Here is a 14,333-nt window from a genome sequence, read left to right as displayed (position 1 = left end):
GGTTCTCGCATTCATGTTGCGCAGGTGGGGCCCCGAAAGGACCTGAACAGATCGTTTCGGGGCCCGCCTGCGTGGATCTCGGGGAGCCGGGGCTCGGACTACTTGGTGGCTTCGCCGAACCAGGTGGTCTCGAACTTCTTCAGGGTGCCGTCGTCGGTGATGCGCTTCAGCGTGGCGTTCACGGCATCCGTCATGGCAGTGTTGCCCTTCTTAATGGAGATGCCCAGCTTCTCGCCCGTTGCGTAGTCTTCAACGCGCTTGAGGTTGGAATCGTCCTTGATGGCGTAGCCGAGGACGGACTGGTTGCCGACGGCGGCGTCGATGGTGCCGGCCTTGAGGGCCTGGACCAGGAGGCCGGAGTCTTCGAACTGCTGGGCGTCAATTCCCTTGTCCTTGGCGTACTGGGCGCCGGTGGTGGCCTGCTGGACGCCCACCTTCTTGCCCTTTGCGCCATCGAGGTTATCGATGCCGGAAGCCGACGTGGCCACGAGGGTCAGGTCATCGTCCAGGTAAGGAGTGGAGAAGTCCATGACGTTCTTGCGGACGTCAGTGATGGAGATCGAGGAGATGGAGACGTCGCAACCGGTCAGTGCGGTGCCGGTCTCGATGGCTTCGAAGGAGCTGTCCACCACGTTGAGCTCGGCTTTGACATCCTTGGCAAGCTCGGCGGCGATGTCCATGTCGAAGCCGACGATCTTGCCGTCCTTCTGGAATTCGAAGGGCTCGTAAGGAACGTCCGAGCAAACCGTGAGCTTGCCGGCGTTGATGAGCTTGAGGCCCGACTCGGAGGAGGCGGCGGGGGTGGAGGAACCACCACAGGCGGTCAGGGCCAGGGCGCCGGCTGCCAGGACGGCGGCAATCTTGGTGCCGGACAGAACCGAACGGGAGATCTGCATGTTGTTTACCTTTTGTTGCGGTGGATGCTGAACTGAGTCGGTTTTAGTGTAGCGCCGAACGTGAGATGTGCATCACAGGAAACGAAGTTTCACTATTGGATAACAAGTTTACCCAGTAATCAACCTCGCCCGCCGAGGCACTGTCTGGGATCCCAGATTCAGCGCTTGATGCCCAGCGCTTCAAGCATTGGCCGGAACTTGGCCCACGTTTCGGCCAGTTCTGCCTCCGGCTGGGAGCCCTCAACGATCCCGCAACCTGCGTACAGGCGCACCGTGTTGGCGTCTTCGATGACCGCGCCGCGGAGCGCAATACCCCATTCACCGTTCCCTGCAGCGTCGAGCCAACCCACTGGTCCGGCGTACGGGCCGCGGTCCAAATGTTCAAGTTTGCGGATCAGCGCGCCAGCTATCAGCGTGGGCGTTCCGCAGACCGCCGCCGTGGGATGCAAAGCGTTGATCAGGGCCAGGCAAGTGGGGACGTGTCCCTCGATATCCGCCAGCTCAGCCTTCACGTCCGAGGCCAAATGCCACACATTGGGCAGCTCCAGAATGAACGGTTCGCTATGGGAATTCATCGCCTCCGAGAAAGGAGCCAACTGCCGCGTGAGCGAATCGATGGCGATCTCGTGTTCGTGCCGCTGTTTTTCCGAACCGGCCAAAACCCGTTCCGCATATTCCATGGGGGAGCCGTCCATGCCGTCGGCATCGCGGCGATCCAAGGTTCCTGCCAGCACGCGGGCCTGTGCAGTGCGGCCCTCCACCTGAATCAGCATCTCCGGCGTAGCACCCACGAGCCCGTCCACACCGTACGTCCAGCATTCCCGGTACCTCGCGGCGAGCTGACGAAGCACCTCCGCAGCGTTCACACCCTCGGGGAGGTTGGCCACGACGTCGCGCGCCAGCACAAGCTTCTCCAGCTTCCCGGCACGGATCTCCTCCACGCCGTTGGAAACTGCCTGCATCCAAGCGGCCTCGCTCAGGGAACCACGGCTAAGGTGACCCGCGGAACCGTCCGCAGCAACGGCCTCCGGTGAGAGTCCGACGTCGGACCCTCCTGCCGCTGAACCGTCACCGTTGGGCTCCGGCTCAGTGAGCCAGCGGTCCACCGAGGCGAGGACGCCCGCCTCGGTGAGGGGGCCGTCGTCGAACGTTAACTGGGTGGCCCAGGCGCGGCCGTCGCGGATGCCAACCACCAGCTCGGGAAGAATCAGGCGGGAAACGTGCGGAGAGGTTTTGGAGAAGGCGAACGAGCCGAAAGCCACAGGGCCCGTGCCCGGGACCTCAACGTGGTCCGTGATTTCCGCCTCAAGAATGAGGTGCCGCCACCAGATATCGGCCTCAAGGAATCTTTCGGGGCCGGTGGCATTGAAGCGCGTTAGCTCGCCGTAGCCCACCAGGCCGGCCTCGCGGCGGGACCAGCAAAGGACGTCGTCCCGCACCAGAAACGACGGCAGCCCCCCGGAGGATGATTCAACATCGAGGGGGACTGTCAAGGTACGGAGCGTGCTCGTCATGATGGAACAACAGTACTCCCGCGCGCAGCCAGAATCTGAGCCGACTTCTACAGCGCAGCAAAGTCGGCTGAATGTCTGAGACAATTACAGGGTGAACCGAGCATCCTTGGAAAAGCGTCCGGACGAAGTTGCGACGATGTTTGATGATGTCGCCCCAAAATACGACGTCGTCAATGATGTCCTGTCCATGGGACAGACGCGGCGTTGGCGGCGGATCGTGGTTGACGCCATGGATGTGAAGGTAGGCCAGAAGGTCCTTGACCTGGCTGCCGGAACGGGAACTTCCAGCGAACCCTACGCTGATGCCGGCGTGGACGTAGTGGCCTGCGACTTCTCCCTGGGCATGCTCAAAGTGGGCAAGCGCCGCCGCCCGGACATTGACTTCATCGCCGGTGACGCCACCAACCTGCCGTTCGCTGACAACAGCTTCGACGCTTCCACCATTTCCTTCGGCCTCCGCAACGTGGTGGAACCCCGCAAGGCCCTCGAGGAAATGCTGCGCGTCACCAAGCCCGGCGGCCGGCTGGTCATCGCCGAGTTCTCCCACCCCGTGGTTCCGCTGTGGCGCAACCTCTACACCGAATACCTGATGCGTGCGCTCCCTGCGATCGCCACCAAGGTCTCCTCCAACCCGGACGCCTACGTGTACCTCGCCGAGTCCATTCGTGCCTGGCCGGATCAGGACCACCTGGCCCAGTGGCTCAGTGATGCCGGCTGGACGGACATCACGTACCGCAACCTCAGCGGCGGCATCGTTGCTGTCCACCGTGCACAGAAGCCCGGAGAGCACCGCGAAAGTGTTCCCGTGGCAAAGCTCCGCCGCCAGATAAAGCCGCGCCACCAGGCCGGCTAACCAGCACTGCCTGTTGAATTAGGACGTTGTGAAAGTACTGATTGTTGGCGCGGGCCCGGCAGGGTCCACCGCCGCGTATTACCTCGCCCAGCAGGGCATCGATGTCACGGTGCTGGAAAAGACTTCCTTTCCCCGCGAAAAGGTCTGCGGCGATGGCCTGACTCCGCGCGCCGTCCGCGAGATCCAGAAGCTCGGGCTGCCCCATGCGGTCTCCGAAGGGTGGAGGCGCAACAAGGGCCTCCGCCTCATTGCCGGCGGTCGCACCATTGAACTTCCTTGGCCCGAGGTAGCTGACTTTCCCACGTACGGCCTGATCCGGACCCGCCTCGGTTTCGACGAGGACCTGGCCCGTCACGCTCAGTCCGCGGGCGCCGTCGTGCTTGAACGCCACAGCGTCACCTCCGCGTTGACGGCTGAAGATGGCCGCGTGATCGGCGCCCGGGCTTCCATCCTGGACGAGTCCGGACGCAAGACGGGCGAAACGCGCGACTTCCACGCCGACGTCGTACTCGCCGCGGACGGAAACTCGACGCGAACCGCGGTGTCGCTGGGTATGCACAAGCGTGACGACCGTCCGCTGGGCGTCGCGGTGCGCACGTACTTCACCTCGCCCAGGCACGACGACGACTGGATGGAAGGCTGGCTGGAACTTCCCGGCAAGTCCGGTAAGCCGCTGCCTGGCTACGGCTGGGTGTTTGGTGTTGGCGACGGGACGTCCAACGTGGGCCTCGGCATCCTGAACTCGTCCAAGGAATTCGGCAAGCTCGACTACAAGCAGGTTCTCCGCGAATGGACCGCCGGCATGCCCTCCGATTGGGGCTTCACGCCGGAAAACCAAGTGGGGGAGATCCGCGGCGCCGCGCTGCCCATGGGCTTCAACCGCACGCCGCACTACTCACCCGGGCTGCTCCTGCTGGGCGACGCCGGGGGAATGGTGTCCCCGTTCAACGGCGAGGGCATTTCCTACGCGATGGAATCGGCCCGGTTCGCGGCAGAATTTTTGATTGACGCTTCTTCGCGGTCGGCTTCGGCCGGTTGGTCCACGTACGACGCCGATGCCCACCTTTCGCGGTACGCGGACTATGTGCGGGACCAGTGGGGATCGCACTTCACGCTGGGCCGGATGTTTGCTTCCTTGATCGGGAAGCCTGCCGTGATGAAACTTGCACTGCGCACGGGCATGCCAATTCCGGTGCTCATGCGCTTTGTGGTTCGAATGCTCGCGAATCTCACGGATCCGTCCGCCAAGGGCTTCGAAGACCGCGTAATCCGGGTCCTCGAGATGCTGGTTCCGGCTACGTCCAACACTTCCCCTGCCAGCGCCCTTACGCCGGCAGGCACCGACTCCGCGGTTTCCGCAACAACTAGTTAGGGTTAACCCGTGACGAACTCTGCCGAACACAGCTGGACGCATGCCGGGCACGGCTTGCCGCAGGCTGTCGAGCCTGCTCCCAACACCACTGCAATCGCAACGGGACTCCAGCTGCCCGCCGGATTCGCTGCCATTGCGGGCGATCCCGAGCTCGGCCCTGCCATCACCACCAACCTTGCCCGGGTGGAGAAGAAGCTCCGCGAAGCTATTTCCAACTCGGACCCATTGGCTGACGCGACGTCGCGCCACCTGGTGGAAGCCGGCGGAAAGCGCATCCGTCCGCTGCTCACTCTGCTGTGTGCCCACCTCGGCGATGCTTCACGTCCCGAGGTTGTCCAGGCCGCTGTAGTGGTGGAACTGACGCACCTTGCCACGCTGTACCACGACGACGTGATGGACTCAGCTCCGTTCCGCCGCGGTGCTCCCACTGCCCACGAGGTATGGGGCAACTCGGTGGCCATCCTTACTGGCGACCTCATCTTCGCCCGCGCTTCCATCCTGGTGTCCGAACTCGGTTCGCGTGCCCTTGGCATCCAGGCCCGCACGTTTGAGCGCTTGTGCCTCGGCCAGCTCCACGAAACCGTGGGCCCTCGCGAAGACGAAGATCCCGTAGAGCACTACCTGTCCGTCATTGCTGACAAGACCGGCTCACTGGTTGCAGCGTCCGGCCAACTCGGGGCGATCTTCGCCGGTGCCGACGAGTCCTTCGAGGACCTGCTGGTGGAGTACGGCGAGAAGGTTGGCGTAGCCTTCCAGCTCGCCGACGACGTCATCGACGTCACCGGTGTGAAGGTCAAGTCCGGCAAGTCCCCGGGCACCGACCTCCGCGAGGGTGTTCCCACCCTGCCTGTCCTGCTGCTTCGCCGTGATGCTGCTGCGGGCGATGCCTCGGCCAGTGCACTTCTGGAACTGGTGGACGGCGACTTGTCCTCCGACTCGGCTTTGGCTGAGGTTGTTGCCGGTCTGCGCGAGCACCCCGTCACCGAGGAGTCCTGGAAGATTGCCCGCCAGTGGTCCGCCGAGGCAGTTGCCGCCCTGGACCCGCTGCCGGAGGGCGTAGTGAAGGCCTCACTGACCAACTTTGCCCACGCAGTGGTGGACCGCAGCAGCTAGTTTTCTTTTTGGGTTGGCGGGCGTCCGGACTTTTCATAGGCCGGGCGCCTGCTTTTGTTTCCCCATATTTTGGGCCCGCAGCCGTGGTGGACTTGGTACCTTCACCACCCACTTTGAGCCTGCGAGGGTGGTGACACGCTGGTGGATACGGTGTGTTGTGCCCTCGGTGGAATCAAAGCGGGTGGTGGCCGTACGCGCCCAAACTTTTAGTCCCCGGAAAAACGGAATGGCCCCGGCTCGCTGCAACGTTACGAGTCATACGCTGCACCGAACCGGGACCACAATCTCCGTTCGCATCAGACCCACCGGAGGCATTTAGTGGATCCGTGATAAGCTTATGACAATTCTGTCACATATGCAACTCCCTGCGTCAATGGTTTTCCCGTTCCTGCAGCGCGATTTACAGCCAAGCGCCGATCCTCCACCACCAACTTTGAATTTCGGAAGCGACGGACACGCCGGAGTTAGGGTGTGTCATAACCTCAGGGCCGCCAAACCAAGTGGTGGAGGTACACGGAGTTATCCACATAGGGGACTTTGCGGCCATCTCAGGGTCCCTGCCGAACTCAGCATGGCTACATGGACATCGACAATTTCCTCCGAAGCCGGCGCGGAGCAGCGACCACTCGGACCCTGATGACCGCGGGCTTCACTCGCCGCATGCTCGCAAACGCGGTGAGGGACGGAGTAGTCAATCGCCTTCATCGCGGCGTCTACACGTCCCGGGCATCAGACCCCGACGTCGTTGCCGCCTTTCGAGCCGACGGCTTGCTTACCTGCGTCTCGGCAGCGCGCTTCTATGGTCTCTGGACCCTGGGAGGCGTAGACGCTCTCCATCTCAGCTGCAGCACGGGACAAGCGAGACGGGGTGTAGTACACCACGGGGCCTGCCTGCATCCAGTCCACTCGTATCTGCCCATAGCGGGGGTGGCCGATGTTCTGATCCACGCCCTCAGATGCCTACCGGAACTTGAAGCACTGGTCATGGTGCAGAGCGCAGTTAGCCAAGCACTGCTGTCCATAGATTTCCTGAAATCAAAGCTTCCGGGCAACAGGAATGGCAAGGTTCGGGAAATCCTGGACTTGGTTTTGCCTCGGGCCGACTCGCTCCTGGAAGTACTCGCGCACACCCACTTCACCAGGGCAGGTCTCGAAGTCCAGATGCACGTGGACGTCCCGGGCGTAGGGGAGGTGGACTGCTTGGTTAACGAATGCCTGATTGTAGAACTCGACGGCGGCACGCACCTTGAGGGAAAACAGGTCAAGAAGGATCAGTATAGGAACAACGCAGCCATGCGCAGAGGCCTATTGACCCTCCATTACTACTACGTCGACGTCGTTCATCACCCAGAGAGGATGGTCGCCGAAGTCATGGCAGTTCTGCGCAACAGGGAAGTTGGCCGCTACGCGCCGGCGAGGTACGCGCCAAGGTGGGTGCCGCCGTCGTAAGTTCCCTCTGGGCCTGTACCGCCACCACCTACTTTGACCCCAACTTTCTGGCAACACACCCCCGAAGCGGCGTGTCAGGGCAGGCCCAAAATCAAAGTGGGTGGTGGCCGCACGGGGTCCCAATAAAACAGCCCCTTCCCAACCCGGAATGGGTGGGAAGGGGCTGCTCCAAAACGGAAAGTTAGTCTTCGTCGTCGTTGAATGCCCACTCGAACATGTCGAACACGAACTCGGAGAACGTGCCCTCTTCGCTCTTCCACTGGCCGCGGGCATTGTTGCGGCGCCAGACGATAGGGTCCGGGATGCTGAGGTCGGCGGTGCGGAAGCCCCAAGTGAACTGCTCGTCCTCGTCCTCAAGGAACATGAGGAAGCCTTCGTCGTCCACCTCGAGTTCCTCGGGGTCCCAGAAGTAGTGGTAGGCCTCCATGAGGTCCTCGCAGCCGCCAATTGCGAGGTAAAACTCGCGCAGCACCAGCGGGATGGTGAAGGAGTGATCGGAGAGGGCGTCATCCAGTTCGTCGGGCGTGAGGCCGTCTTCTTCCTGCCATTCATCCTCGAGATACTTTGGGACCAGCGCGCGGAACTTCTCGAGGAACATGTCAGTCATGCTCTTATCCTAGCTAATCCCGGGCACCGGAAATTGCGCCCCCACCGGTGCCTGCGCGATGCCAACCACGCACAGCCAAGGGCACATACCAGCCGCGGCGCCATGCGGTCACCCGGAAAGTGAAAACAACACCGGCAATGACACAGGCCGTAAGCCCGCTGAACAGGCCAAGGTGCCACATCAATGTGGTCAAACCGGCGCCCGCAAAGGCGGGCAGTGCATAGAGGTCGCGGTTGTTGAACAGGGTGGGGACTTCGTTGGCGGTGATGTCACGGAGCAGGCCGCCGCCCACTCCCGTGGTGACGCCCAACAGGATTGCAGCCACGGGGTTCATGCCCGCACTGATGGCTTTCAGCGTGCCGGTGATGCAGAACAACGCCAATCCGCCGGCGTCGAACAACGTTAAAAGGGACGTGAAACGCTGCACCGACGAGAAAAGGTAGTAGACCAGCAAGGCTGCCAGCACAGGCGGGGCGAGGTAGGCGGGGTTTGTGAAGGCGATCGGGGGGCCGGCGTTGATCACGATGTCGCGGATCACCCCACCGCCCAGCGCCGCGATGGAAGCGAGCAGCACCGAACCAACAAAGTCGAACTGCTTCCGGGCGGCCAACAACGAGCCCGACACAGCAAAAAAGAACACGCCGATGAGGTCAAGCCAAAGAAGAACAATGTCAAAGGAAATCAAGTGGACTGGTTCTTTCTTAACGTGCTTCACAACAGGTGCTGGCTCAACGTTACGCTAGCTCCCATGAACAGCCCCGTTTTGATCGCTTGCGCCCACGGAACCCGCAACGCCGAAGGCCAGGCTGCCATCCGACGCGTGATGGCTGAAATTGAAACTCTCCGCCCCGGTTTGCGCGTGGTTGAAGCGTACGTTGACGTGCAGGAACCCGAGTTGGGCGGTGTGGTGGAGGGCCTGCCCGAGGGGACTGCCGCCGTCGTCGTACCGCTTTTGCTCTCAACGGGCTTTCACATCAAGGTGGACGTTCCCAAGGCCATCAAGAGCCGCCCCGAGGTAGTGGCTGCCAAGCCGCTGGGACCGGATCCCCGTCTGGCTGAGCTGTTGACCACGCACCTGCGTGCGGCTGGGTTGCAGGAGAACGACGGCGTGCTGCTGGCTGCCGCGGGATCGTCCCTTCCGGACGGCTCGGTGGACTCGGAAGAGCAGGCGCGACTCCTCGGTGAGCTGCTGCCCAACAAGGTCCGGGTCGCCTATGGCGCCAGCGCCCAGCCAACAGTGCCCGACGGCGTCGCCTCCTTGCGTGCCGAACTCGCCTCCGACGGTGGGACCGGAAGGGTCTTCATTGCCTCCTACCTGCTGGCGACCGGTTATTTCCACGACCAACTGGCAAAGGCCGGCGCGGACATTGTGTCGGCTCCTTTGCTTCCGTCGACGGTGCTGGCAGAGATCGCGCTGGAACGTTACGACGCAGTGTTGGAAAGCCTCTCCTAACCTTTATTCACGCGGGAAAAGGGCCAAATGGACCTGCACAAAACAGGTCCTTCGGACAAGGCCGCTGGCGTGTTCGTGACGAAATGTTTCCCTAGGTGACTTCGCGTTTCCGGACCTTTGCTGGCGAAAACTCGCCAGACCTACAGTCGATGTATGACAGATACAGCTGTAGCCGGTGCGTCCTCGGACACCGCAGTCCCCTCGCGTCCGGCACGCACCCGCCCTGCCGCCAAGCCCCACGGCCAGTGGAAGGTTGACGGCACCGCTCCACTGAACGCCAACGAAACCTGGAAGCAGGAAGACAACGGGCTGAACGTCCGTGAGCGGATTGAGTCTGTCTACTCCAAAGAGGGCTTTGATTCGATCGACGGCACGGACCTTCACGGTCGCTTCCGTTGGTGGGGCCTCTACACCCAGCGCAAACCCGGGATCGACGGCGGCAAGACCGCAACGCTTGAACCGCACGAGCTCGAAGACAAGTACTTCATGCTGCGCGTGCGCATCGACGGCGGTGCGCTGACCACCGAGCAGCTTCGCGTCATCGGCCAGATTTCCGTGGACTTCGCCCGCGGATCGGCCGACCTCACGGACCGCCAGAACATCCAGCTGCACTGGATCCGCGTTGAGGATGTGCCGGAAATCTGGCGCCGCCTTGAAGGCATTGGCCTGTCCACCACCGAGGCTTGCGGCGACGTTCCCCGTGTCATCCTCGGCTCCCCCGTTGCGGGCATCGCCAAGGATGAGATCATCGATCCCACCCCGCTGATCCACGAGCTCGCCGAACGTTTCATCGGCGACCCTGAGCTGGCCAACCTGCCCCGCAAATACAAGACCGCCATCACGGGCCACCCGTCCCAGGACGTGGTGCACGAGATCAACGACTTCGCTTTGGTGGGCGTTGTCCACCCTGAACTCGGTGCCGGCTACGACCTCTGGGTCGGCGGCGGCCTGTCCACCAACCCGCGCCTGGCCGAACGCCTTGGTGTATTCGTCTCCGCTGATGTTGCCGCTGAAGTATGGCTCGGCGTCACCAGCATCTTCCGCGACTACGGCTACCGCCGCATGCGCACCAAGGCACGCCTGAAGTTCCTCATGAACGACTGGGGACCGGTCAAGTTCCGCCAGATCCTGGAGGACGAATACCTCGGTTTCAAGCTTCCCGACGGCCCTGCTGCTCCCAAGCCCACGGCCCCCGGCGATCACATCGGCGTTCACGAGCAGAAGGACGGCAAGTTCTTCATCGGCGTGACCCCTACTGTGGGCCGCACATCCGGCGAGGCACTTGTCACGCTGGCGGACACCCTGGAGAAGCACGGCAGCTACCGCTTGCGCACTACCCCTCACCAGAAGCTCGTCATCCTGGATGTGGCCGAGGAGCAGGTTGAACCGCTCATCGCCGAACTGGACACTTTGGGCCTCTCCGCCCGTCCGTCCGTGTTCCGCCGCGGCACTATCGCCTGCACGGGCATCGAATACTGCAAGCTGGCCATCGTGGAAACCAAGGTCACGGCAGCCACGGCCATCGCTGAGCTGGAGCGCCGCCTGGTGGACCTCGTGGAGACCAAGCAGCTGCCGTCGGCACTGTCCCTCCACATCAACGGCTGCCCGAACTCCTGCGCACGTATCCAGACGGCCGATATCGGCCTGAAGGGCATGATGTTGCCAACGCCCGACGGCGACCCCACCCCGGGTTTCCAGGTCCACCTCGGTGGCGGGCTGGCTAACAATGAGCGCGAGGAAGCCGGTTTGGGACGTACCGTCCGCGGCCTCAAGGTCACGGTGGAAGACCTGCCCGATTACGTGGAGCGCGTGGTCCGTAAATTCGTCGCCGTGGGCGCCGAGGGCCAGACCTTCGCGGAGTGGGCACACTCGGCCGATGAAGGAGATCTCCAATGACAGATCCCGTCACGATTACCAACCTCGCCAGCGCAGCAGCCCGTCCGGCACTGCGCTCCCATGAAGAGCTGAAGGCCCTGGCCGAACAGGGCGCCGCTGAGCTGGGCTGGAACGCCCCTGCCCGGGACGTCATCGCCTGGGTGGCCCGTAACTTCGAGCTGCCCGCGGTGACGGTCGCCTGCTCCATGGCCGACGCCGTCCTGCCGGCTTTGGTCGCGGACCAGCTTCCCGGCGTCGACGTTTTGTTCCTGGAGACCGGCTACCACTTCAAGGAAACGTACGAGACCCGCGACGAAGTTGCAGCCAACCTCCGCGTCAACGTGGTGGACGTCCTTCCGGAAAGCACCGTGGAGCAGCAGGACCGCCTCCTGGGCAAGGACCTGTTCGCCCGCGACCCCGCCCAGTGCTGCGCGCTGCGCAAGGTACAGCCGCTGCGCCGTTCGCTGGCCGGCTACGAGGTGTGGTTCACCGGTGTCCGACGCGACGAGGGCCCCACCCGCACCAACACGCCGGTGATCACCTGGGATGAGGGCTTCGGCCTGGTCAAGGTGAACCCGATGGTCGACTGGACCTTCGATCAGCTGATCGAGTACTCCGAGGACAACATCCTTCCCGTCAACCCCCTCCTGAGCCAGGGCTACCCGTCCATCGGCTGCCAGCCCTGCACCCGCAAAGTGGCCCCGGGTGAAGACCCCCGAGCCGGCCGCTGGGCAGGATCCGACAAGACAGAATGCGGACTACACACATGAGCACTTACACAACAGAGGAGTCCACGGTGGAAGTTGCAGCGGCAGTTGACGCCCCCTCAGCCGAGCGCCTCTCCAGCTTGGACACCCTCGAGTCCGAGGCCATCCACATCATTCGTGAAGTTGTTGCCGAGTTCGAGAAGCCTGCGCTGCTGTTCTCCGGCGGCAAGGATTCCGTGGTCATGCTGCACCTGGCCACCAAGGCGTTCTGGCCGGGCAAGGTTCCCTTCCCGGTCCTGCACGTGGACACGGGCCACAACTTTCCGGAGGTCATCGACTTCCGGGACCGCACCGTTGAGCGTCTTGGCCTGAAGCTGGTTGTCGGCTCGGTGCAGGAGTTCATCGACCGCGGTGAGCTGGCCGAGCGTGCCGATGGCACCCGCAACCCGTTGCAGACTGTTCCGTTGCTTGATGCCATCCAGCGCAACAAGTTCGACGCCGTGTTCGGCGGCGGCCGCCGTGACGAGGACAAGGCCCGCGCCAAGGAGCGCATCCTGAGCCTGCGTGACGAGTTCGGCCAGTGGGATCCGCGCAACCAGCGCCCCGAGTTGTGGAACCTGTACAACGGCCGCCACACCGTGGGCCAGCACGTTCGCGCGTTCCCCATCAGCAACTGGACCGAGCTGGACATCTGGCGCTACATCGAGCGAGAGAACATCGAGCTCCCCGGCCTGTACTACGCCCACGAGCGTGAGGTTTTCGCCCGCGACGGCATGTGGCGCGCGGTAGGCGAGGTTTCCGAACCGTTGCCGCACGAGGAAGTCATCACCAAGCTCGTGCGCTACCGCACCGTGGGCGACATGTCCTGCACCGGTGCCGTCGAGTCCGATGCCCGCACCGTGGCCGACGTCGTAGTTGAAGTCGCTGCCTCCACCCTGACCGAACGTGGCGCCACCCGAGCAGATGACCGCATCTCCGAGGCAGCCATGGAAGACCGCAAGAAGGACGGCTACTTCTAAATGAGCACCGAAACACTGGCTGCCGGGCTGGAAACAGCCCTGCCCACAACCCTGTTCCGCTTCGCTACCGCCGGGTCGGTGGACGACGGCAAGTCCACTTTGGTGGGCCGCCTCCTTCACGATTCCAAGGCGATTCTTGCTGACACGCTCGACGCCGTTGCCCGCACCTCCGCGGACCGCGGCTTCGGCGGCGAAAAGGGCGGGATCGACCTCGCCCTCCTGACCGACGGACTGCGCGCCGAGCGCGAGCAGGGCATCACCATCGATGTCGCTTACCGCTACTTCGCCACGGACCGCCGCAGCTTCATCCTGGCGGACTGCCCCGGCCACGTTCAGTACACCAAGAACACGGTGACCGGCGCGTCCACTGCGGATGCCGTCGTCGTACTTATCGACGCCCGTAAGGGTGTGCTGGAGCAGACCCGCCGTCACCTGTCCGTGTTGCAGCTGCTGCGCGTTCCCCACGTGATTGTTGCCGTGAACAAGATCGACCTTGTTGATTTCAGCGAGCAGGTATTCCGCGACATCGAAGCCGACGTGCAGAAGGTTGCGCGTGAGCTTGGTCTGGGTTCCGATGGCGTTGCTGATCTGCTGGTGGTTCCTGTTTCGGCCCTTGATGGCGACAACGTGGTGGACCGCTCCGAGCGCACCCCCTGGTACACCGGTCCTGCACTGTTGGAGGTCCTCGAAACCCTCCCGGCTGCTGACGAACTCGAGGCCGAACTGGAGAGCTTCCGCTTCCCGGTCCAGCTGGTGATCCGTCCGCAGGGTGCCCTGGCTCCGGATGCTGTTGCCGCCGGGCTCGATGTGGAGGCGTACCGCGATTACCGCGCCTACGCCGGCCAGATCACCGAGGGCTCCGTCAAGGTTGGCGACGAAGTATCCGTCATCAGCCCGGGCCACGAGCCGCGCACCACCACGGTGATCGGCATCGACTTCGCCGGCCAGTCGCTGGAGGAGGCCGCGGCGCCGCAGTCGGTGGCTGTCCGCCTGGCTGACGAGATCGACATCGCCCGCGGTGACACCATCGCTGCTGCCGGGACTGTCCGTGAGAGCACAGCTGATCTGTACGCGTCGTTGGCATGGCTCTCACCCAAGCCGCTCCGCGAAGGCCAGAAGGTCCTGGTGAAGCACGGTACACGAACGGTCCAGGCCCTGGTCCGGAACGTCACGGGCAAGCTGGACCTGGCCACGTTCAACGTAGAGCCCGCGTCCAACCTGGAGCTCAACGACATCGGACACGCACAGCTCCGGTTGTCCGCTGCGCTGCCGCTGGAGAACTACCTGCACCACCGCCGCACCGGCGCTTTCCTGGTGATCGACCCCATCGACGGCAACACCCTTGCCGCCGGTTTGGTCAAGGACCACCCGGGCGACCACGAAGACGAACGTTACGTCATCTAGGGTCATACGTAGTCACAAAACCGCAGCTTGTTCGCGACTCCTCTCGTTGTACGGCGGGAATTTCGAACAGG

At 63.2% G+C, this 14,333-nt stretch carries 13 protein-coding genes; 9 read left to right on the top strand and 4 right to left on the bottom strand.

What is annotated here, in order from left to right:
* Positions 1 to 98 precede the first annotated feature (98 nt).
* Positions 99 to 896 carry an ABC transporter substrate-binding protein gene (locus KCX59_RS16700; RefSeq protein ID WP_178997396.1) on the bottom strand — a complete coding sequence of 266 codons (798 nt, stop codon included), beginning with the start codon at positions 894 to 896 and terminating at the stop codon, positions 99 to 101.
* Positions 897 to 1,054: 158 nt separating this feature from the next.
* Positions 1,055 to 2,410 carry an isochorismate synthase gene (locus KCX59_RS16695; protein WP_179019558.1) on the bottom strand — a complete coding sequence of 452 codons (1,356 nt, stop codon included), beginning with the start codon at positions 2,408 to 2,410 and terminating at the stop codon, positions 1,055 to 1,057.
* Positions 2,411 to 2,501: 91 nt separating this feature from the next.
* On the opposite strand from KCX59_RS16695, the gene KCX59_RS16690 reads away from it, so the two are divergent.
* The 4 genes from KCX59_RS16690 (at position 2,502) to KCX59_RS16675 (ending at position 7,197) form a co-directional block, all read left to right on the top strand.
* A complete protein-coding gene (locus tag KCX59_RS16690; protein WP_017197159.1) occupies positions 2,502 to 3,263 on the top strand; it encodes a demethylmenaquinone methyltransferase in 762 nt (253 codons plus the stop codon).
* Between the two features lie 28 nt (positions 3,264 to 3,291).
* Positions 3,292 to 4,635 carry a geranylgeranyl reductase family protein gene (locus tag KCX59_RS16685; protein WP_179019560.1) on the top strand — a complete coding sequence of 448 codons (1,344 nt, stop codon included), beginning with the start codon at positions 3,292 to 3,294 and terminating at the stop codon, positions 4,633 to 4,635.
* Between the two features lie 9 nt (positions 4,636 to 4,644).
* Positions 4,645 to 5,748, top strand: coding sequence for a polyprenyl synthetase family protein (locus KCX59_RS16680; protein WP_091469256.1), 1,104 nt, complete (start codon positions 4,645 to 4,647; stop codon positions 5,746 to 5,748).
* A gap of 579 nt (positions 5,749 to 6,327) precedes the next feature.
* Positions 6,328 to 7,197 (top strand): type IV toxin-antitoxin system AbiEi family antitoxin domain-containing protein, encoded by an 870-nt coding sequence (locus tag KCX59_RS16675; protein ID WP_179019562.1) that lies wholly within the window; start codon positions 6,328 to 6,330, stop codon positions 7,195 to 7,197.
* A gap of 181 nt (positions 7,198 to 7,378) precedes the next feature.
* On the opposite strand, the gene KCX59_RS16670 is transcribed toward KCX59_RS16675, so the two are convergent.
* Both KCX59_RS16670 and KCX59_RS16665 read right to left on the bottom strand, forming a co-directional pair.
* The gene (locus KCX59_RS16670; protein WP_178997390.1) at positions 7,379 to 7,804 is read right to left on the bottom strand and encodes a hypothetical protein; all 426 of its coding nucleotides are present in this window, start codon (positions 7,802 to 7,804) and stop codon (positions 7,379 to 7,381) included.
* Between the two features lie 13 nt (positions 7,805 to 7,817).
* The gene (locus tag KCX59_RS16665; RefSeq protein WP_179019564.1) at positions 7,818 to 8,489 is read right to left on the bottom strand and encodes a trimeric intracellular cation channel family protein; all 672 of its coding nucleotides are present in this window, start codon (positions 8,487 to 8,489) and stop codon (positions 7,818 to 7,820) included.
* On the opposite strand from KCX59_RS16665, the gene KCX59_RS16660 reads away from it, so the two are divergent.
* From KCX59_RS16660 to KCX59_RS16640, 5 genes are all read left to right on the top strand, one after another.
* Complete coding sequence (locus KCX59_RS16660; protein WP_179019566.1) at positions 8,490 to 9,257, top strand: sirohydrochlorin chelatase; 768 nt, start codon at positions 8,490 to 8,492, stop codon at positions 9,255 to 9,257.
* A gap of 153 nt (positions 9,258 to 9,410) precedes the next feature.
* Positions 9,411 to 11,153 (top strand): nitrite/sulfite reductase, encoded by a 1,743-nt coding sequence (locus KCX59_RS16655; RefSeq protein ID WP_179019568.1) that lies wholly within the window; start codon positions 9,411 to 9,413, stop codon positions 11,151 to 11,153.
* The gene (locus KCX59_RS16650; RefSeq protein ID WP_178997382.1) at positions 11,150 to 11,902 is read left to right on the top strand and encodes a phosphoadenylyl-sulfate reductase; all 753 of its coding nucleotides are present in this window, start codon (positions 11,150 to 11,152) and stop codon (positions 11,900 to 11,902) included. Before KCX59_RS16655 ends, KCX59_RS16650 begins: the two co-directional genes overlap by 4 nt.
* Positions 11,899 to 12,858 carry a sulfate adenylyltransferase subunit CysD gene (gene cysD, locus KCX59_RS16645; protein ID WP_178997380.1) on the top strand — a complete coding sequence of 320 codons (960 nt, stop codon included), beginning with the start codon at positions 11,899 to 11,901 and terminating at the stop codon, positions 12,856 to 12,858. The genes KCX59_RS16650 and cysD overlap by 4 nt, the downstream gene beginning before the upstream one ends.
* On the top strand, positions 12,859 to 14,262 hold the full coding sequence (locus KCX59_RS16640; RefSeq protein ID WP_179019570.1) for a sulfate adenylyltransferase subunit 1: 1,404 nt from the start codon (positions 12,859 to 12,861) through the stop codon (positions 14,260 to 14,262).
* Positions 14,263 to 14,333 lie beyond the last annotated feature (71 nt).

Source organism: Paenarthrobacter nitroguajacolicus (assembly GCF_051027655.1).
In the GTDB taxonomy this organism is placed as follows: Bacteria; Actinomycetota; Actinomycetes; order Actinomycetales; family Micrococcaceae; genus Arthrobacter; species Arthrobacter nitroguajacolicus.
Note: the sequence above shows the minus strand (reverse complement) of the source record. Positions and strands in the feature narration are given on the sequence as shown.

What these genes read in the sequence shown, in the direction of transcription:
- KCX59_RS16640 (WP_179019570.1), top strand. Translation starts at nt 12,859, where the DNA reads ATGAGCACCGAAACACTGGCTGCCGGGCTGGAAACAGCCCTGCCCACA.
- KCX59_RS16650 (WP_178997382.1), top strand. Translation starts at nt 11,150, where the DNA reads ATGACAGATCCCGTCACGATTACCAACCTCGCCAGCGCAGCAGCCCGT.
- KCX59_RS16695 (WP_179019558.1), bottom strand. Translation starts at nt 2,410, where the DNA reads ATGACGAGCACGCTCCGTACCTTGACAGTCCCCCTCGATGTTGAATCA.
- cysD (WP_178997380.1), top strand. Translation starts at nt 11,899, where the DNA reads ATGAGCACTTACACAACAGAGGAGTCCACGGTGGAAGTTGCAGCGGCA.
- KCX59_RS16655 (WP_179019568.1), top strand. Translation starts at nt 9,411, where the DNA reads ATGACAGATACAGCTGTAGCCGGTGCGTCCTCGGACACCGCAGTCCCC.
- KCX59_RS16675 (WP_179019562.1), top strand. Translation starts at nt 6,328, where the DNA reads ATGGACATCGACAATTTCCTCCGAAGCCGGCGCGGAGCAGCGACCACT.
- KCX59_RS16700 (WP_178997396.1), bottom strand. Translation starts at nt 896, where the DNA reads ATGCAGATCTCCCGTTCGGTTCTGTCCGGCACCAAGATTGCCGCCGTC.
- KCX59_RS16670 (WP_178997390.1), bottom strand. Translation starts at nt 7,804, where the DNA reads ATGACTGACATGTTCCTCGAGAAGTTCCGCGCGCTGGTCCCAAAGTAT.